Annotated in this window: 21 protein-coding genes; 8 read left to right on the top strand and 13 right to left on the bottom strand. The window is 66.8% G+C overall.

Translation table 11 applies throughout. The features are described 5' to 3' along the window. Nucleotides 1–35 precede the first annotated feature (35 nt). Together F9K07_RS23315 and F9K07_RS23310 are read left to right on the top strand one after the other, a co-directional pair. Nucleotides 36–1,223, top strand: coding sequence for a YncE family protein (locus F9K07_RS23315; RefSeq protein ID WP_159595683.1), 1,188 nt, complete (start codon nucleotides 36–38; stop codon nucleotides 1,221–1,223). A gap of 61 nt (nucleotides 1,224–1,284) precedes the next feature. After that, the gene (locus F9K07_RS23310) at nucleotides 1,285–2,445 is read left to right on the top strand and encodes a beta-propeller fold lactonase family protein (protein ID WP_159595682.1); all 1,161 of its coding nucleotides are present in this window, start codon (nucleotides 1,285–1,287) and stop codon (nucleotides 2,443–2,445) included. A gap of 16 nt (nucleotides 2,446–2,461) precedes the next feature. Here the strand turns inward: F9K07_RS23310 and F9K07_RS23305 are convergent, their stop codons facing one another. The 3 genes from F9K07_RS23305 to F9K07_RS23295 are packed head-to-tail and all read right to left on the bottom strand — an operon-like array spanning nucleotide 2,462 to nucleotide 5,694. Further along, entirely contained in the window at nucleotides 2,462–3,454 is a 993-nt protein-coding gene (locus F9K07_RS23305) for a Bug family tripartite tricarboxylate transporter substrate binding protein (RefSeq protein WP_159595681.1), read from the bottom strand. Nucleotides 3,455–3,486: 32 nt separating this feature from the next. Next, complete coding sequence (locus F9K07_RS23300) at nucleotides 3,487–4,455, bottom strand: TAXI family TRAP transporter solute-binding subunit (RefSeq protein WP_159595680.1); 969 nt, start codon at nucleotides 4,453–4,455, stop codon at nucleotides 3,487–3,489. 39 nt (nucleotides 4,456–4,494) lie between these two features. Continuing rightward, entirely contained in the window at nucleotides 4,495–5,694 is a 1,200-nt protein-coding gene (locus F9K07_RS23295) for a CaiB/BaiF CoA transferase family protein (protein ID WP_159595679.1), read from the bottom strand. Between the two features lie 130 nt (nucleotides 5,695–5,824). Between F9K07_RS23295 and prpR the strand changes: the two genes are divergently transcribed. Beyond that, nucleotides 5,825–7,738 carry a propionate catabolism operon regulatory protein PrpR gene (gene prpR, locus F9K07_RS23290; protein ID WP_159595678.1) on the top strand — a complete coding sequence of 638 codons (1,914 nt, stop codon included), beginning with the start codon at nucleotides 5,825–5,827 and terminating at the stop codon, nucleotides 7,736–7,738. A 17-nt stretch (nucleotides 7,739–7,755) separates the two neighbouring features. On the opposite strand, the gene F9K07_RS23285 is transcribed toward prpR, so the two are convergent. The 10 genes from F9K07_RS23285 to xdhA all read right to left on the bottom strand — a co-directional run bounded on the left by F9K07_RS23285 (nucleotide 7,756) and on the right by xdhA (nucleotide 16,925). Further along, the gene (locus tag F9K07_RS23285; protein ID WP_159595677.1) at nucleotides 7,756–8,097 is read right to left on the bottom strand and encodes a Pepco domain-containing protein; all 342 of its coding nucleotides are present in this window, start codon (nucleotides 8,095–8,097) and stop codon (nucleotides 7,756–7,758) included. A 14-nt stretch (nucleotides 8,098–8,111) separates the two neighbouring features. Next, a complete protein-coding gene (locus F9K07_RS23280) occupies nucleotides 8,112–9,059 on the bottom strand; it encodes a hypothetical protein (RefSeq protein WP_159595676.1) in 948 nt (315 codons plus the stop codon). 149 nt (nucleotides 9,060–9,208) lie between these two features. After that, a complete protein-coding gene (locus tag F9K07_RS23275; RefSeq protein WP_159595675.1) occupies nucleotides 9,209–9,526 on the bottom strand; it encodes a hypothetical protein in 318 nt (105 codons plus the stop codon). A gap of 22 nt (nucleotides 9,527–9,548) precedes the next feature. Beyond that, nucleotides 9,549–10,016, bottom strand: a complete 468-nt coding sequence (locus F9K07_RS23270; protein WP_159595674.1) for a tetratricopeptide repeat protein — start codon at nucleotides 10,014–10,016, stop codon at nucleotides 9,549–9,551. A gap of 166 nt (nucleotides 10,017–10,182) precedes the next feature. Continuing rightward, nucleotides 10,183–10,674, bottom strand: a complete 492-nt coding sequence (locus tag F9K07_RS23265; RefSeq protein ID WP_159595673.1) for a hypothetical protein — start codon at nucleotides 10,672–10,674, stop codon at nucleotides 10,183–10,185. After that, nucleotides 10,664–11,215 (bottom strand): tetratricopeptide repeat protein, encoded by a 552-nt coding sequence (locus F9K07_RS23260; RefSeq protein WP_159595672.1) that lies wholly within the window; start codon nucleotides 11,213–11,215, stop codon nucleotides 10,664–10,666. The genes F9K07_RS23265 and F9K07_RS23260 overlap by 11 nt, the downstream gene beginning before the upstream one ends. Nucleotides 11,216–11,355: 140 nt before the next feature. After that, entirely contained in the window at nucleotides 11,356–11,913 is a 558-nt protein-coding gene (locus tag F9K07_RS23255; RefSeq protein ID WP_159595671.1) for a hypothetical protein, read from the bottom strand. Between the two features lie 77 nt (nucleotides 11,914–11,990). After that, nucleotides 11,991–12,668, bottom strand: coding sequence for a hypothetical protein (locus F9K07_RS23250; RefSeq protein WP_159595670.1), 678 nt, complete (start codon nucleotides 12,666–12,668; stop codon nucleotides 11,991–11,993). Between the two features lie 187 nt (nucleotides 12,669–12,855). After that, nucleotides 12,856–15,327: a xanthine dehydrogenase molybdopterin binding subunit gene (gene xdhB / locus F9K07_RS23245; protein WP_236581454.1), complete on the bottom strand. Its 2,472-nt coding sequence runs from the start codon at nucleotides 15,325–15,327 to the stop codon at nucleotides 12,856–12,858. After that, nucleotides 15,324–16,925 carry a xanthine dehydrogenase small subunit gene (xdhA, locus tag F9K07_RS23240; RefSeq protein WP_159595669.1) on the bottom strand — a complete coding sequence of 534 codons (1,602 nt, stop codon included), beginning with the start codon at nucleotides 16,923–16,925 and terminating at the stop codon, nucleotides 15,324–15,326. The genes xdhB and xdhA overlap by 4 nt, the downstream gene beginning before the upstream one ends. Nucleotides 16,926–17,019: 94 nt before the next feature. Between xdhA and F9K07_RS23235 the strand changes: the two genes are divergently transcribed. Genes F9K07_RS23235 through F9K07_RS23215 form a run of 5 tightly spaced genes read left to right on the top strand, consistent with a single transcriptional unit; the run spans nucleotide 17,020 to nucleotide 22,810 of the window. Continuing rightward, the gene (locus tag F9K07_RS23235; protein ID WP_159595668.1) at nucleotides 17,020–17,964 is read left to right on the top strand and encodes a LysR family transcriptional regulator; all 945 of its coding nucleotides are present in this window, start codon (nucleotides 17,020–17,022) and stop codon (nucleotides 17,962–17,964) included. A 27-nt stretch (nucleotides 17,965–17,991) separates the two neighbouring features. Further along, the gene (locus F9K07_RS23230) at nucleotides 17,992–19,536 is read left to right on the top strand and encodes an ABC transporter ATP-binding protein (RefSeq protein WP_159595667.1); all 1,545 of its coding nucleotides are present in this window, start codon (nucleotides 17,992–17,994) and stop codon (nucleotides 19,534–19,536) included. After that, nucleotides 19,523–20,692, top strand: coding sequence for an ABC transporter permease (locus F9K07_RS23225; protein ID WP_159595666.1), 1,170 nt, complete (start codon nucleotides 19,523–19,525; stop codon nucleotides 20,690–20,692). Before F9K07_RS23230 ends, F9K07_RS23225 begins: the two co-directional genes overlap by 14 nt. Continuing rightward, nucleotides 20,692–21,612 (top strand): ABC transporter permease, encoded by a 921-nt coding sequence (locus F9K07_RS23220; RefSeq protein WP_159595665.1) that lies wholly within the window; start codon nucleotides 20,692–20,694, stop codon nucleotides 21,610–21,612. The genes F9K07_RS23225 and F9K07_RS23220 overlap by 1 nt, the downstream gene beginning before the upstream one ends. Before the next feature lie 52 nt (nucleotides 21,613–21,664). Next, nucleotides 21,665–22,810 carry a BMP family ABC transporter substrate-binding protein gene (locus F9K07_RS23215; RefSeq protein WP_159595664.1) on the top strand — a complete coding sequence of 382 codons (1,146 nt, stop codon included), beginning with the start codon at nucleotides 21,665–21,667 and terminating at the stop codon, nucleotides 22,808–22,810. Nucleotides 22,811–22,898 lie beyond the last annotated feature (88 nt).

Below are 22,898 nucleotides of genomic sequence, written 5' to 3'. Positions count from 1 at the left end.
AGATTTTGATGTGCTCATTGAGAAGGAGATACGTGATGAAACAGGCGTGGCATGGGTTGTTCTGGCGGCTTTGTCTTTTGATGGCACTGACAGCTTGTGGCGGTAGCAACGTGGGCAGCGCCGGTGGAAGCATCGGTGGCGGGGCGCCGCCAGCGAATCCGCTGGTGTCCATTGTGGTCACACCGGCCAACGCGCGCATCGGCATCGAGACCACGCAGGCCTACACCGCCACGGCAACTTATCGGGACGGTTCGACGGCCGACATCAGCGCCGACCCCATGCTGACCTGGAGCTCCTCAGACCCGGCGGCCATCGTGGCGGCATCGGGCGTGGCCACTGCGGTGGCCAGCGGCGCGGCGAACATCCAGGCCACGTTGGGCGCTGTCAACAGCAACATGGCGACGCTGCGGGTTCGCAGTCGCGTCTACGTGACTGACGCTAACTCAGGCACCCTGTCGGTGTGTGCAATCACGGCCAGCGGGAACCTCGGTACGTGCAACACGAGTGACCGATTGTTCAACTCCCCCACTGGCGTGGCGATCCACCCCGACGGGACGTTTGCCTATGTCGCCAACAAGGCGGGACAAAACATCATCCATTGCGCGCTGCAGAACGATGGGGAATTGGAGGCTTGCGTCGAGGGCGCGGCCCTATTTCGCAGTCCCGCCAGCATTGTTATCAACCCGGCGGGAACCACCGCCTACGTGACGGAAGCTGTCGGCGATGCCGTGCAGGCGTGTCCCATCCAGGTCGACGGCAGTCTGGGTAACTGCGTTTCTACCAGGAGCGGGTTCAGCCGTCCCGAAGGCATTGCGCTGAACCCGAGTGGGACGATGGCCTATGTCACCAATCAGGCCAACGATACCTTCACCCACTGCACGGTGTCGGATGGCAGCTTGACCGCATGCGTTGTTACCGTGGGAACCGGTCTCATCCCTATCGGTGTCGCCATCAACCCCGCAGGCACTTTGGCCTATCGGGCCAATAACGTTGAAACCGTATCCTCATGCAGCGTGCAAGTGAATGGGAGTCTCGGGCCGTGCACCACGGCTGCCAGTGGCATCCGTTTTCTGACTCACATTGCCTTCAACCCGACCGGCACCAAGTTGTACTTGACCCACGGCGATGAGGTGTCGTTTTGCCCGGTCAACCCCGATGGCAGCTTGGGCGCTTGCACATCCACCGCAGGCTTCAGCTTCCCCTACGGCATCGCGGTGCCATGAGCAACGGCGCGTATTTCAACGGCCCGGAATTTTCGGGTATTCAAACGAAAAGGTGATGTGAATGAAACCTACATGGCACGTGTTGTTTCTTGCCCTTTTGCTGGCGGCTTGTGGCGGTGGCAACGGCGGTGCGTCGCCGGGCCATGCGCTGGTCTCCATTGCCGTCGCGCCGACCGCCGCCCACATCGGCATCGAGACCACGCAGGCCTACACCGCCACGGCAACTTATCGGGACGGCTCGACGGCCGACATCAGCGCCGACCCCGCGCTGACCTGGACCTCGTCAGACCCGTCGGCCACTGTGTCGGCATCGGGTGTGGCCACCGCAGTGGCCAGCGGTTCGGCGAACATCCAGGCAACGGTGGGCGCCGTCCACAGCAACTCGGCCACGTTGGTGGTTCGCAGCAAGGTGTATGTGGCGAACATGTCCGCCAACACCGTGTCGGTATGTGCCATCACGGCGAGCGGCCAACTGGGCCATTGCAACACCAGTGCACCCATGTTCGACCAGCCGTATGGCGTGGCGGTACATCCTGCCGGCACATGGGTCTACGTGGTCAATTCGGGCGGGAACACCATCAGCCGTTGCGCGCTGCAAAGTGACGGCGAACTCGACGCCTGCGTGACAGGCGCTGCCTCGTTCAGTGTTCCCGGCCGCATCGCCATGGACCCTGCGGGGTTGACGGCCTATGTCACCAATGTCGGTAATGGCAACGGGAGCGTGATGGCCTGTCCCATCGCCAGCGACGCCAGCCTGGGTCCATGTGCGCCGACCGGTAGCGGATTCAGCAGTCCCACGGGCATTGCACTCCATCCGGGCGGGACGATCGCGTACGTCACCAATTTCAACACCCACACCGTCACCCACTGCAAGGTAGCGGCTGGTGGCTTGACAGAATGCGTCGCCAACGCGGGCTTCTCCCTGCCCACGGGCGTGTCCCTGAACCCAGCTGGCACGCGGGCCTATGTGGTCAACGGCGGCAATGGAACCGTGTCCTCGTGCAGCGTGCAGGCGGATGGCAGTCTTGCACCGTGCACCGCGGTCGCGACGGGTTTGAGCGCCCCCTACGACATGGCCTTGAGCCCCACCGGGACCAAGGCGTATGTGGCAGAAGGCGGGAGCAACGCGGTGTCGTTTTGCCCAGTCAACGGCGATGGCAGTCTGGGCGCCTGCACGGCCACCGCAGGCATTGCCTCCCCTCGCGGGATTGCGCTGCGCTGAAGGATTTCCGCCGCCGTCACTCCGGCTCGATACCGGCTGCCTTCACCAGTTCGCCCCAGCGTTTGCCGTCGCGCGCCACCAGCTCGCGCAACGACTCGGGCGTGCCCGGATAGGGCAATGCGTACATGCGCGCCAGGCTCTCCTGCATGCCCGGGCTGCGCACGATGCCGTTGATGGTGTCGGCCAGGCGGTTCACCACATCGGCCGGTGTGCGCTTGGGCGCGAAGATCGCGAGCCAGGCGGTGAACTCGTAGCCGGGCAGACCGGCTTCGGCGATGGTCGGGATGTCGGGGATCGCCGGCACGCGCTGCGCGGAGCTCACGCCCAGCACCTTCACGCGGCCGCCCTGCGCCTGCGCCATGCCCAGGCCAGCGTCGGTCACGAGGAAGTGCAGTTGGCCCACGGCGAGGTCCGTGAGGGCCTGGCCCGAGGTTTTGTACGGCACATGCACGGCGTCGATGCCGGCCATCTGCCGCAAGGCTTCCGAGGCGATGCGGCCTGTTGCGCTGGAGCTGCCGTAGTTGAGTTTGCCGGGTCGGCTTTTCGCGAGGGCAATCAGTTCTTTCAGGTTGTTCACGCCCAGCGAAGGCGGCACCACCAGCACCTGCGGGATGGTGGCCAGCGTGGTCACAGGCGCGAAGTCGGCCACCGGGTCGTAAGGGATGGTCTTGAACAGATGCTGGTTGGCCGCGTGGGTGGAGTTCGCACCGAACAGCAGCGTGTAGCCGTCGGCCGGCGCGCGCGCCACGAAAGAGGCGGCCACGCCGCCCAGTGCGCCTTGCCGCGCTTCGACGATGAAGGGCTGGCCCATCGATTCGCGCAATCGATCGGCGAGGTAACGCGCCATCATGTCGTAGGCGTTGCCCGGGCCGAAGGGCACGACGATGGTGACCACGCGAGAGGGGTAGGTGTCGGCGTGCGCGCCGAAGGTCAGCGGCGCGAGGCAGGCCGCGGCCGCGGTCTGCAGGACGGTGCGGCGCGTGGTGGTGGTGCGACGGGTGTCGGTCATGGGGTGTCTCCTGTTGTGGGGTTGCTGCCGGTTCAGTCGAGCAAACCGTGTTCGCGGTAGTAGCGCTCGGCGCCAGGGTGCAGCGGCAGGTCCACGCGCGTGGGCATGCGCTTGGGTTCGATGGGGTAGGTCAGCGGGCTCTGGTGCACCGGCATGTGGCGAAAGCGCCCCTCGAACTCCGCGCGTTCCTCCACCATGACGGCGGTCACGCGGTAGGCCACGTCCTCGGGCATGTCGTCGCGACACAGAATGCCCCAGTTCGACCAGTCCAGGCAGGGAATGTCTTGCTCGTTGAGCAGGCGGCCTTTTTCGATGGCGGCTGGGCGCAGGCCATATTGATCGACCAGCGTGCGCATGGCGTCGGGTTCGATCGGGATGAAGTTCATCGGGTACTGCGTGACCAGCTCGGTCCAGTTCGAGACCATGATGGCCTCGTTGAACACCGCGTTGCAGTCACCGTTTTGCGCTGCCTTCAGGCAGGCGCGCGGGTTCTCGTGTTCGTAGTAGGAGCCGCCCCAGCGCACGATGTCCTCGGGGTCGATGCCGTGCGCGCGGAAGATGAGGTCGATCACATAGCTGCACAGGCAGTCGTCCGCGCGCGGTGGCATGGCGATGTGCAGCACCGGCTTTTTCTCACGGATGTCGGCGAACGAGGTGATGCCGGTGTCGGCGCGCACGGCCAGCGTGAGCCGGTCGTCCTGCGGCAGGTGGCCGAGCGTGCGCAGGTTGGGAAAGGCCCGGTTCTTGTAGAAGTGCACGCCTTCGCGCGCCCAGCGCACGCCGATGTGCGTGGGCGTGGTGATGGCCAGGTCGGCCTCGCCCATGCCCACCAGCTCCACGCTGTCGCGGTAGGCGCTGCCGGTGCGGATGGTGAAGCGCGAGAGCGGCGCCGAGCGCCAGCGCAGATGCGCCGAGACCCAGCCCCAGATGGTGTGGAAATTGGCGGTGCCCCAGTCGCCGACCATGGTGAGGTCGATGCGGGGGTCCTTCGGTCTTGTCATGGAAAGGTCTCCTTCTTTCTGGGGGCTGGGGAAAAGTCTTCAGGCGATCGCGCCTTGCGCGCGCAGCGCGGCCAGCCGCTCGGGGGCGAAGCCCAGCAGCTCGCCGAGCACGGCATCGGTGTGCGCGCCCAGGGCAGGCGGTGCGGTGTAGGCCGGGGTGCCCGCCGCCGACAGCTTCACCGGGTTGCCCGGCATGCGCAGGCGTTCTCCGCTGGGCAGCGGCACGTCCACCACCATCTGGCGCGCCAGCACCTGCGGGTCGCTCAAGGCCTGTGCAAAGTCGTTCACCGGCGCGCAGGGAATGCGCGCGGCGTTCAGCCGCGCCAGCCAGGTGGCGGTATCGGCGCCAGCCAGCTCGGCGTTGATGGCGGCGTCGATGCGGTCCTTGGCGGCCAGGCGCGCGGGCTGGTGGGCGAAGGCCGGTTCGCACAGCACCTCGCTGTGCAGCACGTCGAGCAGGCGCTGGAAGAAGGCATCGCCCAGGCAGGCGATGATGATGTGGCCGTCGGCGGTGCGGTAGGTGTTGTAGGGCACGTGCACGAAGTGGCCGTTGCCGATGCGCTCGGGCACCACGCCCGACATGAGGTGCATGGTAGCCATGTAGTTCAGCAGCGAGATCTGCGCGTCGAGCATGGAGATGTCCACATGCTGGCCGCGCCCCGTGCTGTGGCGCGCCTGCAGCGCCGCGAGCACACCGATGGCGCCGAACAGGCCGCCACCCAGGTCGCCGATGGGGATGCCCGCGCGCGTGGGCGGGCCGTCGGGCTGGCCGGTGATGGACATGCCGCCGCCCATGCCTTGCACCACCTGGTCGAACGCGGGCCGGTGCGCATCCGGTCCGTCGCCACCGAAGCCGGTGACCGAACAGGTGACGATGCGCGGGTTCACCGCCGACAGCGCGGCATGGTCGATGCCCAGGCGCGTGGTCACGCCCGCGGCGAAGTTGTCGAACACCACGTCGGCGTGGCGCACGAGGTCGTGGAACACCGCCAGACCCTCGGGCTGTTTGAGGTCGATCGCCACGCTGTGCTTGTTCCGGTTGAGCGTGAGGAAATAGGCCCCCTCGCCATCGCGGGCGTACTGCGGATCGTCGCGCAGCAGTTGGCGGGTGCCTTCGCCGCGGCCGGGCGGCTCCACCTTGATGGTGCGTGCGCCGAGGTCGGCCAGCAGCATGGTGCCGTAAGGGCCGGAGAGCATGTGGGTCAGGTCGAGGACGGTGATGCCGGAGAGCGGTGCCATGTCTCCTCATCTGCAAGCGGCATGCCCATCCTGCGGACTCTTTCAAGTGCTTGATTTGAAAAGAATTTTTCCTCTTCTGGTTTGTCCTGTAGGACCTGGAATTGTTTCGTGCAACGATCTTGAGACATTCATGAAACAAATCCACCGCCCCCTGCGCCTGTGCTTTCTCAGCCACCGCCACCTGAGCACCTTGGCCGCGCCGGTGTTCGCGGAATACGCCGATCGTGTCGAGATCGAGGTGGTCGACGCGCATTTCCAGCCCGCCCTGCTGGCCGCGCGGGCGCGTGAAAAGTCCGGCGAGGTGGACGCGTTCGTGAGCGCCGGCTCCAACGCGGCCTTGCTGCGCCAGTCCGTGGCCTTGCCCGTGGCCACGATCGACATCAACGGCTACGACATCCTGCTGGCGCTGCGCCAGGCGCGCGCCCATGGCGTGGCCGGCGTCGGTGTCGTCACCTATGGCGAGACCATCGAGCCGCTCGAACGGGTGAAGGAGCTGCTGAACGTGGAGGTGATGCAGCGTGCCTACGCCACGCCCGAACAGGCGCGCGACCGGGTGGCCGAACTCAACGGCGCCGGCTGTCAGGTGATCGTCGGCCCCAGTCTCGTGGTCGAGGCGGCGCGTGCGATCGGGCTGCGCGGTGTGCTGGCGTATTCGCAGGCCTCGGTGCGCGCCGGCCTGGAGAACGGCATCGAGATGGCGCGCGTCGCCCGCCTGGAGAGCGCGCGCAGCCAACAGGTGTCGGCGGTGCTGCACAGCCTGCAGGAAGCGGTGCTGGCGGTGGACGCCACACACCGCATCGTGGCGGTGAACTCGGCCATGCAGGCGGTGCTGGGCGCTCCCGCCGCGGCGCTGCACGGGCGCGATCTGCGCGACGTTGCGCCCGAGCTCGCCCTGGGCGAGACCTTGCAGGGCCTTCCCGACGAACCCGGCCTGGTGCTGCAATTCGCCGGTCGCGACTGGCTGGCGGTGCGCACGCCCCTGCGCGAGGCCGACCGCATCACCGCCGCGGTGCTCGCGCTCTACGACGCCCGGCGCATTGCCGAGGCCGATGCCAGCTTGCGCTCACGACGCAAGGGACGGCGCATGCCGGCAGCGCGACACCGCTTCCACGACCTGCTGGGCCAGAGCCCGTCCTTCCGGCAGGCTGTGCGCGCGGCGCGCCGCTACGCCGTCACCGAGCTCGGGGTGCTGATCACCGGCGAGAGCGGCACCGGCAAGGAGTTGTTGGCCCAGGCCATGCACAACGCCAGCCCGCGCGCCAACGGGCCGTTTCTGGCGCTGAACTGTTCGGCCTTGCCCGAGTCCTTGCTCGAGAGCGAGTTGTTCGGCTACGAAGAAGGGGCCTTCACCGGTTCGCGGCGCGGCGGCAAGCCGGGCCTGTTCGAGACCGCGCACCGGGGCACGGTGTTTCTCGACGAAATCGGCGACATGCCGCTGCCCCTGCAAACGCGGCTGCTGCGCGTGTTGCAGGAGCGTGAGGTCACGCGCCTGGGCGGCCACGCGCCGATTCCGGTGGATGTGCGCATCGTCGCGGCCACCCACCAGCCGTTGGAAGCCATGGTGGCTGAGCGGCGCTTTCGCGGGGATCTGTACTACCGCCTGAACCTGCTGCGCCTGTGGGTGCCACCCTTGCGCGAGCGCACGGGCGACATCGAAACGCTGGCCATCGCTGCGCTGCACCGGCGGCTGGCGCAGTTGCAATGCGGGCACGACCCGCGGGCCATCGTGCAGCGCCTGTTGCCCAGGCTGCAGGCCCACGGCTGGCCGGGCAACGTGCGCGAACTGGAGAACGTGTGTGACCGCATCGCGGTGTTGCACGCGCAGGCGCCCAGCGTGGAGGCGGTGTCGCTGCAGGACCTGCTGTACGACTGCCCGGAACTCGCGCCCGCGCAGCCGCCCATGGCCGCCCGTGCGGTGGACGACGCAGCCACGCTGCGCGCGGTCCTGGCGCAATGGGATGGCCACCGAGGCCGTGCCGCGCAGGCACTGGGCATCAGCCGCGCCACCTTGTGGCGCAAGATGCGGGCCTTGGGATTGGGGTAGGGGTTGGGCGATCCCGGTTAGGGCGTCTTCGGCGAGAACGTCACCTCGATCGAGGCCTCCACGCCCGCCGTGGCGATGCCCACCGAGCCTTCGGCGCTCACGCTCAGGCCGACCGAGATGTTCTCGATCTTCCAGTTCTTCGATACGGCCTGCGGCAGCTTGGCCAGGGCGCCATCGAGTTTCGTGATCGCCTCTTCGAGGTTCTTGCGCAGCTTTTCCGCGTCCACCTCGACGGTGTTGGCCAGCCGGTCCACCAGTCCATGTGTTTTGCCGCCGAGCCGGTCGGCGGGGGCCGCGCTGGTTGGGGCCAGCGTGATCAGCGGGATCTTTGTTTTGCTCGGTGTCGCGCGACTGGCCATGGTGTTCTCCTCAATCACAGGTGGGTGGAAAAACCGAAATACGTGGCCGCCTGGGCCAGGTGCTGGAACATGCCCTCGTGTCCGCCCTGGCCGTCGGGAATCTCGCCCATGTAGATGCCGACGCCCGCACCGCTGGTGTTGTCCACCAGCAGGCTGCCGCTGTCGCCCGGGCCGCCCGAACAATCGGTGATCACACGTTGCCCGAACAGATTGCCCAGATAGATCGGGTCCTGGAACACCCGCAACACCGTGCCCTTGCCCGAGCCGAACCGCCCCTGGAACGACACGGACTGGCCCGGTGCCACCGTGTGGCAGATGGGCAGGCGAGAAAGTCCGGCAGGCCAGTCGCCCGGCGCGATTTCCACGATGGCCGCGTCGATGGTGCAGGCGTCGATGTCGGCCAGATGACCCCGCGTGGGTTGCACATGGACCCCGTTGGTCTGGAAGCCGACCGATGCGCCCAGGGACAGCGCGGCCAGCGTATGGCGGCAGGTGAGGATGCCGTGGTGCCACTTCGAGCGGTTCGTGCTGGTGATCCAGCAAGTGCCAGTGCCGCCCGCGGGGTGCGGTGGCAGGCCATGGGGTTCGTAGGGGCCGAGCGCGATGGCCAAGGGAAACGCGCGGCCGCCGACTTCCACGGTGATCACCTCGCCCGGCCGCGCTTCGTCGGCCGCGAAGTGCACGCCGATGCCGAACGCAAAACCCTCGACGGCCTGAATGGACGCAGGCCGCTGGTTTGGATTGAGAGAGACGATGCCCGCCGAGAGACCGGAGAACTTGCCGCTGAAGCGTGTGGTGGCTTCGAGCGCCGCAAGCGTCAGCGCGTTGGCCCAGAGGTACGAGCGCCGCAGCAACGGATCGCGGATGTCTTCGGCCCGCCCTCGCGTGCGGCCGATGGCGTACTGCTCGGGCGGTGCTTCTTCGGGCAGCAGGTAGGGCAGAAGCTCGGGGGGAAACACCATGGGCATGACCTCCGTTTCGAGGGGCGCATGTCGTCTGTACCTAGGTCATTTCTGAATGCGCCGGGCCACCCTGATGGGCTTGCAGCTTAGCCCAAGCGCATGCGTTTGGCTTGTCTTTCGTGTGCGCTCGGGTTACGCGAATGCGCCCTTCAACCCGGCGCGGGACATTGCGCGAGAAGCATCCGCAGCGCAGGTATGGCCATCACCCACGCCCCCATCCCAAAAGCGAGCAAGGCGTTGTTCGAGCAACAGAGGGGACGGTTTTCCGCCACCACAGCGTCGATGCGCTGCTGCAGTGCGGTGGCTTGCGGCGACGTGTCCTGCGGCACCTGCACCGCAACGGTCAGCTGCGGGGCGCGGTCGTTGACCTCGGCTGGGTTGCCCAGATCGTTGGAGACGGTGGTCGACGGATCGGCTCCTTCGGTCCGCGCTCCGGTATTGGGCGCCCCATCGACGACCTCGTCCAACACGAGGTCTTTCCAGTCACCCTCAGTTGGTGGGGGACTGGTTGAGACTTCGAGGTGGCGCCGGCGGTGATGGGCGCGGGCTTGGTCCCGATCGGAAAAACGCTTCACCCGCCTCCTTGCGAGGCTTCAATGTCTCCAGGCATTCGCCCATGCGGAACACGGCGAGGGCATCGTTGGCACCGTCGTTGACCGCCGCAGCGTACAACTCGGCGGCCGCCGCAAACTCACCCATGCGTTGCAGGCACGAGGCGGCGATGAAGACGAAAGGCTGGTATCTCGGTTCGTGGCCGACGAGATAGATCGCCAGCGGCAAGGCCTCCTGGAACTGGCCTTGGTCGCACAGGGCCCGCGCGGCGTCGTAAACGGGCAGGTAGGTCGACGCCGTGAGGCCCCGGAGCTGCCCCAGGGAAACGCCGGGCGGCAAGGTGTTGGTATCCAAGCGATCGAGTTCGGGAGCAAGCCCGTTGAGTTCGGCCGTGACCGCCTCCATCACGGTTCTGAGTTGCGTTGTACAGGGTGGGGTGTGACAGTCTGACAAAGAAATCTCCTAGGGTTGTGACGAGACGCCGCTCAGTAACAACCCGAAGGAATAGATTCCTTTGATGTGAGGCCTCAAGGCGCGATGGACTCCATGCCGTCTGCGCCGGTCCATCACCCTATGTTGAAGGTGCTGTTGGTGGGGTCACGCAGAGCTGTATCAAACGTACTGTGCCGACCTGGGTCAGGCTCATGCCCAGGGAAAGAGTCGCACGGGCCACCCGCGGGTTTGGGGACGCATCATCGATCCGCTGCTGCATGCTCATGACCCCTGCAGAGTCTGGGGCTGAGGGAGGGATCCGTCTGGCGACATTCTGCAGGCCTGCTCTGAAGGGGCCGTTGTCTGCGTCATTGCCATCCGTGATGGAGCTCCTCACGAGGTTCTCCACGGCTCCTTTTGGTTTCTGCTCTGAACGGGCTTGCGGGATCTCTGCGTCGGTGGGCACGCCCGAGTCGATTCGAACTTCCTTGGCGCGCGTGGTGTGGTCGTTCCACCGGCCTTGCGCAGAGCCCGTGTTGTTGGCGTGCGCGTCATCGGCCTTCGTTTCAACCGGGGTGGTTTGGGGAATGGGGTTGGGTGAACTGTATGGCTGGGTGGATTTAGCGCTCATGTTGGCTCTCCTGGGTGTGGTTCAGTGCGTGCGATCGGGCCATGGCCCAATCTTGAAGTTGCCAAAGATCGGCGTTGTCCCGGCTCACGTCCAGAGCGGCTTCATAGGCTTCGCGGGCTTGCTTGCGCCGTTGTGACGTTTCGAGGCATTCGCCCAGGCGGAACAGGGCAATGGCATCGTCGGGCCCGCCGTTGACCGCCGAGGCATAGAGCTCGGCGGCTTCATGGAGATGGCCCAGACGATGAAGGCAGGAGGCCGCGAGAAAGTTGAACGGCTGGTGTCCTGGCTCGTGCACCATCAGATAGAGCGCCAGCGGGAGCGCTTCTTCGAACCGGGCCTGGTCGCACAGGGCTTCGGCCGCTTCGTGCACGGGAAAGTAGGTGGCCGCGTCCAGACCCCGCAATTTGCCGAGCGACGCCTTTGGCAAGGTCAGAAGGGTGGAGCGCTCCAGAAAGGCGCTCAGGTCTTGGAGTTCAGCGCGGACAGCGTCTCGCACGGCCATGAGCTGTGCTTCGTCGGGTGGGCTGCGGTGGGTGGGCATGTGTGCAAGGTCTCCACGGATAGAGGTTGGAGAGCTTGTGTGACGCCTCTTTTGGAAGGGTTCCTCTTGGAGAGAGAGGGGCTGCTCGCCTCGTTGGGCGCATCGGCATGGGCGCGAACATGGCCGGGGAAAGCGGCTTGTCAGCCTTGGCCGGCCTCCGAAGCCGGCTGGGCGTTCAGGGCTTGGGCGCGGCTCATGGCCCAATCCTGAAGTTGCCACAGGGCCGGATTGCGCCGGCCCAGATCGAGGGCCTCGTCGAACGCTTCGCCCGCCTCCTTGCGAAGCTTCAACGCCTCCAGGCACTCGCCCATGCGGAACACGGCGAGCGCATCGTTGGCGCCGTCGTTGGCGGCCGCTGCGTACAGCTCGGCTGCCGCTGCAAACTCACCCGTGCGTTGCAGGCACGAGGCGGCGATGAAGACGAAGGGCTGGTACCTCGGCTCGTGGCCCACGAGATAGATCGCCAATGGCAAGGCTTCCTGGAAACGGCCTTGATCGCACAGCTCACGGGCGGCGTCGTAGACGGGCAGGTAGGTCGACGCCGTCAAGCCCCGCAACTGGCCCAGAGAAACGCCGGCCGGTACCGTGTTGGGGTCCAGTTGCTGGAGTGCGGGCGCGAGCTCGTTCAGTTCGGCGGTGACGGCTTCCATCACGGCTCTGAGTTCGGTGCTACGGGGTGGGGTGTGACTGGCGGACAAGGGGTTTCTCCTGGGGTGCGATGAAAGCCACTGAGTGGACGGACCAGGGCATGGTTCCCATCCGCAGATGGGTCAGGTCATTCCGTGGGCAGCAGACGCGCAAGGTAGTGCCGCATGGCGGCCTGGGTTATGAACGCAAGAGCCAGGAGGAGGGGCGCTATTGCCGCATACCTCTCGTTGCTACCCGGTTGGATGCCGAAATACACGGCCACAGACATGGCCCCCAATGCCACGCCGATAAGGGCCAGGTACCGGTTCGGACAGCAGAACGGCGGCCTCACGGTCGCCAGATGGTCGAGGTGCTGCTGCAATGCAGAGGCCCGTGGCGCCAGGGCCGAGTTTGCGGGGAGCTGTGGAACTTGCACCCGGATACTCTTCAACTGGGCGAAGAGGTCGACCGGTGGCGGTGTGCTGGCCAGGGGCGGTGTCACTTGGGGAAGAGCCGGTGCGGACGTGTCCAGGCCTTCTGCGCTGCTGGAATGCGGGGGGACGAATCGGGGGGGCGAGACGCTTGAATCGATGTCGGTGGTGGTCTCGATCCGCGTCTCGAATGGGGTCTGGGCGATGGCGTTGGTCTCGGGCTCAGGCTCGGGGTCGGGACCAAGGTACATGTCGTTGATCGACTCGAGGGCGTTCCACGGGCCTTGGCCGTTGTGCGCGGGATTGTGCGCGCTCACCTGGTTGCTCCTGGTCACGCGTGGCGTCGGATCGACGGAGCGCGGCGATTCGGAACTGCTGCCCGTGCTACCGTCCATCGTGGGCCTCCCCAAGGGCGGCCCGCAGCGCTGGGGCGATCTTGTTCATGGCCGCCGTGAGGGCTGGCGTCACGGCTCGAATCTGTGTTTCGCGGGAAGGGGATTGAGCGGCAGACAAGGGTGGCTCCTGTGGTAGCAGAAGCCCCTCAGGAACAGGCGGGGGGGAGCGGTTCCTGTGGTGCGCCCTTCAACGGTCCATCGCCCTGAGCACCTCTTCTGCCGTGGCCGGCGCGTTCATCGCCAACGGCTTGCCGCCTGCCTGCGCCACGGCATCGCGCAATGCCTCGAACACGCTGATGGCCAGCATGAATGGCGGCTCGCCCACGGCCTTGCTGCCGTGCACGTTGTCTTCGCGGTTGGCCTCGGGCCAGAGCTCGACCTTGAAGTGTTCGGGCACGTCTCCGGTGGCCGGGATCTTGTAGGTGCTGGGTGCGTGGGTCTGCAAGTAACCCTTGTCGTTCCACACCAGTTGTTCGGTGGTGAGCCAGCCCATGCCCTGCACGAAGCCGCCCTCGATCTGGCCGACGTCGATGGCCGGGTTGATGCTGCGGCCCACGTCGTGGAGGATGTCGACCTTGAGCACGCGGCTCTCGCCGGTGAGCGTGTCGATCGCGACCTCGGCGACCGCCGCGCCGTAGGCGAAGTAGTAGAACGGCCGGCCGGTGAGCGTGTGCTTGTCGTAGTGGATCTTGGGTGTGCGGTAAAAGCCGTCGCTCCAGAGCTGGATGCGGTTGGCGTAGGCGGCGTGCACGACTTCTTCAAACGAGCGCGTGGCGGTGGGCGTGATGACCTGTCCACCTTCGAAGCGCACCGCGCCCGCGCCGCAGCCATCGAGCCCGGCGACGAAGGCCGCGAGGTTGTCGCGCACGTGGCGCGCAGCGAATTGCGCGGCGCGCCCGTTCAGGTCGGTGCCGCTGCTGGCTGCGGTGGCGCTCGCGTTGGGCACCTTGCTGGTGTCTGAAGCCGTGCTGAGCACGCGCTCGAAGGGCACGCCCAGTTCATCGGCCACGATGGCGGCCACCTTGGTGTTCAGGCCCTGGCCCATTTCCGTGCCGCCGTGGTTCACCTGCACGCTGCCATCGGTGTACACGTGCACCAGCGCACCGGCCTGGTTGAACAGCGTGGCCGTGAAGCTGATGCCGAACTTCACCGGCGTGAGCGCGATGCCTTTCTTGATCACCGGGCTCTTCGCGTTCCAGGCCGCGATCTGCGCGCGGCGTTCGCGGTAGCGGCTGGTGTTGGCCAGCGCGGTCATGAGAGGCTCGAGGATGTTGTCCTCGACCTTCATCTGGTAGTGGGTGACGTTGCGGCTGTCGATGCCATAGAGGTTGCGCAGCCGCACGTCCAGCGGGTCCATGCCGAGCGCCTGGGCGATGTCGCTCAGGATGCGCTCGATCACGATCACGCCCTGCGGTCCACCGAAGCCCCGGAACGCCGTGTGGCTCTGGGTGTTGGTCTTGCAGCGGTAGCTGGAGATCGACACGTCTTCCAGGAAGTAGGCATTGTCGGCGTGGAAGATGGCGCGGTCGGCCACCGGGCCGGAGAGGTCGGCGGAAAAGCCGCAGTTGGCCAGCATCTCCAGGTCGAGGCCGCAGAGCAGGCCGCTGTCGTCGAAGCCCACGCGGTAGTGGTAGGCGAAGGGGTGGCGCTTGCCGGTGATCATGAAGTCGTCGTCGCGGTCCAGCCGCAGCTTCACCGGGCGCTGCAGGCGGTGCGCGGCGACGGCGGCCCACACCGCGAGGTGGCCGGCCTGCGTTTCCTTGCCGCCGAAGCCGCCGCCCATGCGCCGGCACTCGACCGTGACGGCGTGGTTGTGGATGCCCAGCGCGTGCGAGACCCAGTGCTGCACCTCGCCCGGGTGCTGGGTGCTCGAATAGACCCACCATTGGTTCTGCTCCAGCGGCAGCACGTAGGCGATCTGGCCTTCGAGGTAGAAGTGTTCCTGGCCGCCCACGTCGAAGCGGCCTTCGAGCACGTGGGGCGCGCGCTTCAAGGCCGCGGCCGCATCGCCGCGTTTCACGTGCACCGGCGGCAGCACGTAGCTGGCCTGGGCATGCGCTTCCTGCACCGACAGCACGGCGGGCAGGGGCGCGATGTCCAGTTTGACGAGGCGTGCCGCGCGGCGCGCGGTCATCACGTCGTCGGCGACGACGAGGGCCACCACCTGGCCGGTGAACTGCACGGTCTCGTGGGCGAACACCGGTTCGTCGTGCGCGAACGCGGCCAGCGTGGGATCGCCCGGGATGTCGTTTGCGCCGAAGACGCCACGCACGCCGGGCACCGCCAAAGCGGCTGAGGCGTCGAAGCCGCGCAGCGTGCCGTGCGGCACGTGGGAGCACACGGGTGCGGCGTGCAGCGTGCCGCGCACTTCGGGGATGTCGTCGATGTAGGTGGCCGCGCCGGCCACCTGGGCGCGGGCGCTTTCGTGGAAGCGGGAGACACCGGCGGCGGGATTCGCTTGACGCGTGCGGACCACCTCCGTTCGGGCTGAGCCTGTCGAAACCTTCGCCAAGGTCTGGGTGAGCCCTTCGACTGGCTCAGGGCGAACGGAAGGATGGGATCGCGCCAGGGCTTCGTCGGCTGGTTCCGCGACCGCGTCGGCACGGGATGAAATCACCATGGGCGCCTCGGTGGGGTTGTTTTTGTCGCGCGCGTTCATGCCAGTGCCTCCAGCGTTGCCGCGTCGAGGGTTTCCAGGTTGATGCGCTGCAGCCCCTGGCTCTCCAGCCAGAAGCGTTGCAGCAGGTTGCCGAGCACGGTGTGCCGGTAGGCGGCGCTGGCGCGCATGTCGGAGATGGGTTGGAACTCGGCGCGCAGGGCCTCGGTGGCCCGCTTCACGGTGTCCGGGTTCCAGTCCTGGCCGACCAGCGCGGCCTCGGTGCGGCGCGCGCGCACCGGGGTGGCGGCCACGCCACCGGCGCCGATGGAGGCATGCCGCACCACGCCATTGCGCACGGTGATGTCCAGGGCCAGGCAGACGGCAGAGATGTCGTCGTCGAAGCGCTTGCTGATCTTGTAGACGCGCATGAACCCGGGCGGCGTGGTCGGCAAGGGCACCTTGATCCAGCACAGCAACTCGTCGGCCTTCATCACGTTCGTGCGGTAGCCGGTGTACAGGTCCTCCAGCCGCAACTCGCGGTGAGCGATCTGGCCCTTCTTCGGATCCCAGCGCATCAGCACCACGCTGGCGCCGAGCGCGATCAACAGCGGCATCGAGTCGCCAATCGGCGAGCCGTTGGCCACGTTGCCGCCCAGCGTGCCCGAGTTGCGCACGGGCAGGCCCGCGAAGCGCTGGGAGAAGGTCTTGAGCTGGGGCCGGTCCTGCACCAGCGCGGCGTAGGCCTCGGTCAAGCTCACGCCCGCGCCGATGGCGATGTGGTTGGGGTAGCGTTCCACCCGTCTCAACTCGCGCGCGGCCGTCACGTCCAGAACGGTGGCAAAACGCTTGTGCATCTTGGTCACCCACAGGCCGACGTCGGTGCAGCCGGCCACAACCTGGGCCTTGGGGTGGGCGGCGCGTTGCTGCAGCAGCTCGGCCAGCGTGGCCGGGCGCAGGTAGGTCGCATCGGCCGCAGGATGCTTCTGGTTCAGGTTCTCCAGCGCCGCTACCGTCTCGGCTTCGTTCACCGCGCAGCCCGTGGGCAGGGGCAGCGAGCCCATCTGCTGGGCCGCGTCCAGGATGGGGCGGTAGCCGGTGCAGCGGCACAGGTTGCCTGACAGGTCGGCCTGTGCCTGCGCGCGGTCAATGCCTTTGCCGCCACCCGTGTTCTGGTACATGCCGAAGAGGCTCATGACGAAGCCCGGGGTGCAGAAGCCGCACTGGCTGCCGTGGCACTGGACCATGGCTTCTTGCGCCGGGTGGAGATGGCCCCCACGCTGCGCCGCTGACGCGGGTCGCTGCCCCCCAAGGGGGCTGATCCCGCCTTGGGGCGGCCCGGCGGCGGGATCGTGTCCCGCGCCGAGGTGCTCCGATGCACTGATGTCCTCGACGGTCCACACCGCCAGGCCCTGCACCGAATGCGCCAGCCGGATGCAGCTGTTGATCGCCTTGTATTCGAGTTTCCCGTCCACCGCCTCGCCCAGCACCACGGTACAGGCACCGCAGTCGCCTTCGCCGCAGCCCTCCTTGGTGCCGCTGCAGTGCAGGTCTTCGCGCAGCACCTCCAGCAGGGTGCGGTCGGGCGCCACGTGGTGCAGGGTCACGGCCTCGCCGCGGCGCAGGAAGGTCAGGGTTTGTGCGGATATTTCGGTGCTCATGCGTGCCAGCATAGCGTCGGCCTCGTGGCACAACATATGCTCGACCATATGTCCAGAATGCCCAAATCACCATTCAGACGCATACAGGCTGGGTATGAAATACGTCTCCATGTTCGACAAGATTGACCTGCACCTGATCCGCGTGCTGCACACCGTGCTCACCGAGCGCAGTGTCTCGCGCGCGGCGCTGCGGCTGGGTATGTACCAGCCCGCGGTCAGCGCGGCGCTCAAACGCCTGCGCGAACTGGCCGGCGACCCCCTTCTGGTGCGCTCGGGCGCCGGCATGGTGCCCACGGTGGCCGGCCTGCGCATGATCGAGCCGGCGGCCGACATCCTGCGCAGCGCCGAGGTGCTGTTCTCCGACGCGCGCAGCTTCGAGCCCGCCACCGCCCACCACAGCTTCAGCCTGGCCGCCAGCGACTACATGGACCCGTTGTTCCTGCCGCAGCTGGTGAGCCAGATCAAGAGCCAGGCGCCCAACTGCCCGATCGACATCCACCCGCTGTCGCGCGATTCCGACTACCGCAACCACCTGGCGCAGGGCGACGTGGACGTGGTGATCGGCAACTGGTCGCAGCCACCCGAAGACCTGCACCTGGGCCGCCTGTTCGGCGACGAGGTGGTGTGCCTGGTGTCGAACCAGCACCCGGCGGTGCGCCGGGGCTGGGACGTGGAAGCCTGGCTGGGCGCCGAGCACATCGCGCCCATGCCGACCCACCCGGGTGCACGCGGCTTCATCGACGAGCACCTGGCCACGCTGGACATGGTGCGCAACATCACCGCGCGCTGCCCTCATTTCGGGTTGATCCCGGCCATGGTGGCCGGCAGCCTGCTGGTGCTGACCACCGGCCGCCAGTACTGCGACCGCTTCACCAGCGTCTTGCCCGTGCAGGTGCTGCCCTGTCCGGTGGCGTTTCCGCGAATGATGTACTACCAGCTGTGGCACGAGCGCACCCACGCCTCCAAGGCCGGGCGTTGGCTGCGCGAACAGATCAAGAGCGTGGCCGCTTCGCTCAAGCGGCCCGATGCAGACAACTGAACCTCAAGAACCACGAGAAGGAGACACATGACCACGACACGGTTGCAACTCAGCGGCATCACCAAGCGCTATCCGGGCGTGGTGGCCAACAGCGGTGTCTCGCTCACCGTATTGCCCGGCGAGGTGCACGCGGTGCTGGGCGAGAACGGCGCGGGCAAGTCCACGCTGATGAAGATCATCTACGGATCGGTCAAACCCGACGAGGGCTCGGTGATGTTCAACGGCAAGCCGGTGCACATCCGCAACCCGCAGGAGGCGCGCGCGCTGGGCATCAGCATGGTGTTCCAGCACTTCAGCCTGTTCGACACGCTCACCGTGGCCGAGAACGTGTGGCTGGGCCTGGACAAGTCGCTCACGCTGCCGCAGGTGAGCGCGAGCATCACAGCCAAGGCGACGGAGTACGGGCTGGACGTCGACCCCTCGCGCCCGGTGCACACCCTCTCGGTGGGCGAGATGCAGCGTGTGGAGATCATCCGCGCGCTGCTGACCAACCCGCAACTGCTCATCCTTGACGAGCCGACCTCGGTGCTCACGCCGCAGGCGGTGGAGAAACTGTTCGTGGTGCTGCGCAAGCTGGCCTCGGAAGGCTGCAGCATCCTCTACATCAGCCACAAGCTGCACGAGATCCGCGAGCTGTGCACCGCCTGCACGGTGCTGCGCGGCGGGCAGGTGACGGGCGTGTGCGACCCGCGCCAGGAAAGCAATGCCTCGCTCTCGCGTCTGATGATCGGCGCCGAGCCGCCGGCGCTGGAGGTGCGCGAACTGCACGCCGGTGCGCCCGTGCTGGAGGTCAGCGGCCTCAGCCTGCAGAGCGACGACCCTTTCGGTACCCACCTGAGCGACATTGCGCTCACGGTGCGCGCGGGCGAGGTGGTGGGCATTGCCGGCGTCTCGGGCAACGGGCAGAGTGAACTGCTCTACAGCCTCTCGGGCGAAGACAAGCGCGCACCGGCCGGCAGCATCCGCATGGGCGGGCAGGACGCCTCGCGCCAGGGCCCCGCGCGGCGGCGCGCGCTTGGCCTGCATTTCGTGCCCGAGGAGCGCCTGGGCCGGGGTGCCGTGCCCACGCTGTCGCTGGCGCACAACCTGCTGCTCTCGCGCAAGGACGCGCTGGGTGCGGGTGGCTGGATCCGCGTGGGCGCGCTCAAGACGCAGGCGGCCGACATCATCGCGCGCTACAAGGTCAAGGCCAACGGGCCGGACGCGGCGGCCAAGTCGCTCTCGGGCGGCAACCTGCAGAAGTTCATCGTCGGCCGCGAGATCGAGGCCAGGCCGAAGTTGCTCATCGTGAGCCAGCCCACCTGGGGCGTGGACGTGGGCGCGGCCGCGCAGATCCGTGGCGAGATCCTGAAACTGCGCGACGCGGGTTGCGCGGTGCTGGTGGTGAGCGAAGAGCTGGACGAATTGTTCGAAATCAGCGACCGCCTGCACGTGATCGCCAAGGGCCGCCTGTCGCCCAGCCTGGACCGGGCGGACGCGAGCATCGAACGCATTGGCGTGTGGATGTCCGGCCTGTGGGACACGGCACCGCACAACCACCACAAGAAGGAGAGTGCCCATGTTGCGGCTTGAAGTCCGTCCCCAGCCCTCGGCGCGCTGGGGCTATGCCTCGCCTTTGCTGGCCTTGTTGATCACGGTGGTGATCGGCGTCATCCTGTTCGCTGTGCTGGGCAAGGACCCGGTGCGCGGCCTGCAGGTGTTTTTCTGGGAGCCGATCAAGAGCACCTATGCCTTGTCCGAACTGATGGTGAAAGCCACCCCGCTGCTCATCATCGCGCTGGGCCTGGCGGTGTGTTTTCGCTCCAACGTGTGGAACATCGGCGCGGAGGGCCAGTACATCATCGGCGCGATCTTCGCCGCTGGCGTGGCACTCACCGCCGACAAGACCACCGGCCCCTGGATCGTGCCCGCCGTGCTCGCGGCGGGTGTGCTGGGCGGCATGTTGTGGGCGGGCATCACCGCGTTGCTGCGCGACCGCTTCAACGCCAACGAAATCCTGGTGAGCCTGATGCTGGTCTACGTGGCCGTGCAGGTGCTGAACTTCCTGGTCTACGGCCCGTGGAAAGACCCGGGTGGCTACAACTTCCCGCAGACCAAGACCTTCGAGGCGGTCACGCAGATCCCGCGTCTCATGCAGGGTTCGCGCGTGAACATCGGCCTGTTGCTGGCCTTGGGCGGCGTGGTGGCGGTGTGGATCTTCCTCTTTCGCACCTACTCGGGCTACGCGCAGCTCGTGGGCGGCCTTGCGCCGGCCGCGGCGCGCTATGCGGGTTTCTCCTCGCGCAAGGCGCTGTGGACCGCGTTGCTCATCTCCGGCGGCGCGGCCGGCTTGGCCGGTGGCCTGGAAGTGGCGGGCCCGATCGGGCAGCTCACGCCGTATGTGCCGGCGGGTTACGGCTTCGCCGCCATCATCGTCGCCTTCGTCGGGCGGCTGCATCCGGTGGGCATCGTGTTCTCGGCCATCCTCATGAGCATGTTCTACATCGGCGGCGAACTGGCGCAGTCGCGCCTGGGGCTGCCCAAGTCGATCACCGGTGTGTTCCAGGGGCTGCTGCTGTTTGCGCTGCTGGCCTGCGACACCCTGATTGCATATAGGTTGAGATTCATCCCCGCCGCGCTTCGCGCGACCCCCTCAAGGGGGCCGCACCTGCAGCGCGGCGGAGCCGGTTCTGCGGTGCCTCTGGACGCAACCGCTCCAACATCCCGCACCGCCAACGGAGACCACTGATGGAATCGATTGCACTCCTGATCGCCTCCTCGCTCAACGCGGGCACGGTGCTCGCCATTGCTTCGCTCGGCCTGCTCATCAACGAGAAGGCCGGTATCGTCAACCTCGGTGCCGAGGGCATGATGCTGTGCGCCGCGCTCGCGGGCTTCGCCACCGTGGTGCACACCGGCAGCACAGTGCTGGGTTTCGCGGCCGGCATGGCGGCGGGGGCTTTGCTCGCGGCCATCTTCGGTGGGTTGGTGATCTGGCTCAACACCAACCAGTACGCCACGGGCCTGGCCCTCAGCCTGTTCGGCGCAGGCTTCTCGGCGTTCGCCGGCACCAGCTATGTGCAGGAAAAACTGCCCGAGCAGACGCGCCACGTGGTCCCGCTGCTGGGCGACATTCCCCTGATCGGCCCGGCGCTGTTCCGCCACCATCCGATGGTCTACGTGTGCGTGGCGCTGGTGGTCTTCCTGATCTGGTTCCTCTACCGCACGCGCGCCGGCCTGGTGCTGCGCAGCGTGGGCGAGAGCCCCGAGTCCTCGCATGCGCTGGGCTACCCGGTGCGCCGCATCCGGCTTGTCGCGGTCATGGCCGGTGGCGCGCTCTGCGGTCTGGCCGGTGCCTATGTGTCCACCGTCTACACGCCCCTGTGGGTCGAGGGCATGATCGCCGGCAAGGGCTGGATCGCGCTCGCCCTCACCACCTTCGCCACTTGGCGGCCGGCACGCGTGTTGCTTGGTGCGTACCTGTTCGGTGGCGTGACCATGCTGCAGTTCCACCTGCAAGGCGTCGGCGTCAATGTGCCCAGCCAGTTCCTGACCATGATGCCCTACGTGGCCACCATCGTCGTGCTGGTGCTGATCTCGCGCAACCCGACGTGGATCCGCATCAACATGCCGTCGTCGATCGGAAAACCCTTCTACCCAGGGGCATAATGATTTTTGGTTTTCGCTAGCGTTTCTGCACCCCCCAACCAAGAGGTTATCCATGACAGATTTGAGCAAACGTTCTCTGATGAAGGTCGCTGCGGTCACCGCGCTGACCAGCGCCGTGCTGATCGGCTGCGGCAAGAAGGAAGAGGCTGCCGCACCCGCTGCGCCGGCGCCGGCCGCCGCCGAGGCGCCCAAGGCCGAACCATTGAAGATTGCGTTTGCCTATGTCGGCCCGGTGGGCGACGGCGGCTGGACTTTCGCGCACGACAACGGCCGCAAGGCGCTGGAGAAAGAGTTCGGTGACAAGATCGTCACCAGCTTCGTCGAGAACGTGCCCGAGAGCGCCGATGCCGAGCGCGTGATCCGCGATCTGGCCGGTCAGGGCAACAAGCTGGTCTTCGGTACCACCTTCGGTTACATGGAGCCCATGCTCAAGATCGCGCCCGACTTCAAGGACGTGAAGTTCGAGCACGCCACCGGCTACAAGACCGCCGAGAACCTGCGCACCTACGACAGCCGCACCTACGAAGGTGCGTACATGGCAGGCGTGATCGCTGGCAGCATGACCAAGTCCAACACGCTGGGTGTGGTCGCTTCCATCCCAATCCCTGAAGTGATCCGCAACATCAACAGCTTCACGCTGGGCGCGCAGTCGGTCAACCCCAAGGTCAAGACCAAGGTGGTGTGGGTCAACGGCTGGTTCGACCCGCCGAAGGAAACCGAAGCCGCCACGTCGCTGATCAACGGCGGTGCCGACATCCTGTTCCAGAACACCGACTCCTCGGCCGTGCTGCAGACCGCCGAGAAGATGGGCAAGCGCGCCTTCGGCTGGGACTCGGACATGACCGCCTACGGCCCGAAGGCCCACCTGGGTTCGGCCGTGATCAACTGGGCGCCGTACTACATCAGGGCCACCAAGGATGTGCTGGAAGGCACCTGGTCCACCGGCGGTGTGTGGTGGGGCGTGAAGGAAGGCGCAATCGACATGGTCTCCGTGGCCGAAGACGTGCCGGCCGAGGTGAAGGCCAAGGTCGACACCGTGCGCGCCGGTTTGAAGGACGGCAGCTTCTCGATCTGGAAGGGCCCCATCATGGGTTCGGACGGCAAGGAAGTGCTGGCCAAGGACACGGTCGCGGACGACAAGTTCCTGGGTGGCATCAAGTTCTACGTCAAGGGTGTCGAGGGCAAGGTCCCGAATTGACCCACCCCTGCCGCGCTTCGCGCGACCCCCTCAAGGGGGCGGCACCAGCGGCCCGGCGGAGCCGGTTCCGCGGTGCCACTGGAAAGAA

The sequence above is a fragment of the Hydrogenophaga sp. BPS33 genome (assembly GCF_009859475.1).
Lineage (GTDB): Bacteria > Pseudomonadota > Gammaproteobacteria > Burkholderiales > Burkholderiaceae_C > Hydrogenophaga.
This window is presented reverse-complemented; position numbering and strand designations above follow the sequence as displayed.

What these genes read in the sequence shown, in the direction of transcription:
- F9K07_RS23265 (WP_159595673.1), bottom strand. Translation starts at nt 10,674, where the DNA reads ATGAGCGCTAAATCCACCCAGCCATACAGTTCACCCAACCCCATTCCC.
- F9K07_RS23315 (WP_159595683.1), top strand. Translation starts at nt 36, where the DNA reads ATGAAACAGGCGTGGCATGGGTTGTTCTGGCGGCTTTGTCTTTTGATG.
- prpR (WP_159595678.1), top strand. Translation starts at nt 5,825, where the DNA reads ATGAAACAAATCCACCGCCCCCTGCGCCTGTGCTTTCTCAGCCACCGC.
- F9K07_RS23260 (WP_159595672.1), bottom strand. Translation starts at nt 11,215, where the DNA reads ATGCCCACCCACCGCAGCCCACCCGACGAAGCACAGCTCATGGCCGTG.
- F9K07_RS23270 (WP_159595674.1), bottom strand. Translation starts at nt 10,016, where the DNA reads ATGGAGGCGGTCACGGCCGAACTCAACGGGCTTGCTCCCGAACTCGAT.
- F9K07_RS23295 (WP_159595679.1), bottom strand. Translation starts at nt 5,694, where the DNA reads ATGGCACCGCTCTCCGGCATCACCGTCCTCGACCTGACCCACATGCTC.
- F9K07_RS23225 (WP_159595666.1), top strand. Translation starts at nt 19,523, where the DNA reads ATGTTGCGGCTTGAAGTCCGTCCCCAGCCCTCGGCGCGCTGGGGCTAT.
- xdhA (WP_159595669.1), bottom strand. Translation starts at nt 16,925, where the DNA reads ATGAGCACCGAAATATCCGCACAAACCCTGACCTTCCTGCGCCGCGGC.
- F9K07_RS23250 (WP_159595670.1), bottom strand. Translation starts at nt 12,668, where the DNA reads ATGGACGGTAGCACGGGCAGCAGTTCCGAATCGCCGCGCTCCGTCGAT.
- F9K07_RS23235 (WP_159595668.1), top strand. Translation starts at nt 17,020, where the DNA reads ATGAAATACGTCTCCATGTTCGACAAGATTGACCTGCACCTGATCCGC.
- xdhB (WP_236581454.1), bottom strand. Translation starts at nt 15,327, where the DNA reads ATGAACGCGCGCGACAAAAACAACCCCACCGAGGCGCCCATGGTGATT.
- F9K07_RS23310 (WP_159595682.1), top strand. Translation starts at nt 1,285, where the DNA reads ATGAAACCTACATGGCACGTGTTGTTTCTTGCCCTTTTGCTGGCGGCT.
- F9K07_RS23300 (WP_159595680.1), bottom strand. Translation starts at nt 4,455, where the DNA reads ATGACAAGACCGAAGGACCCCCGCATCGACCTCACCATGGTCGGCGAC.
- F9K07_RS23220 (WP_159595665.1), top strand. Translation starts at nt 20,692, where the DNA reads ATGGAATCGATTGCACTCCTGATCGCCTCCTCGCTCAACGCGGGCACG.
- F9K07_RS23305 (WP_159595681.1), bottom strand. Translation starts at nt 3,454, where the DNA reads ATGACCGACACCCGTCGCACCACCACCACGCGCCGCACCGTCCTGCAG.
- F9K07_RS23215 (WP_159595664.1), top strand. Translation starts at nt 21,665, where the DNA reads ATGACAGATTTGAGCAAACGTTCTCTGATGAAGGTCGCTGCGGTCACC.
- F9K07_RS23280 (WP_159595676.1), bottom strand. Translation starts at nt 9,059, where the DNA reads ATGGTGTTTCCCCCCGAGCTTCTGCCCTACCTGCTGCCCGAAGAAGCA.
- F9K07_RS23230 (WP_159595667.1), top strand. Translation starts at nt 17,992, where the DNA reads ATGACCACGACACGGTTGCAACTCAGCGGCATCACCAAGCGCTATCCG.
- F9K07_RS23285 (WP_159595677.1), bottom strand. Translation starts at nt 8,097, where the DNA reads ATGGCCAGTCGCGCGACACCGAGCAAAACAAAGATCCCGCTGATCACG.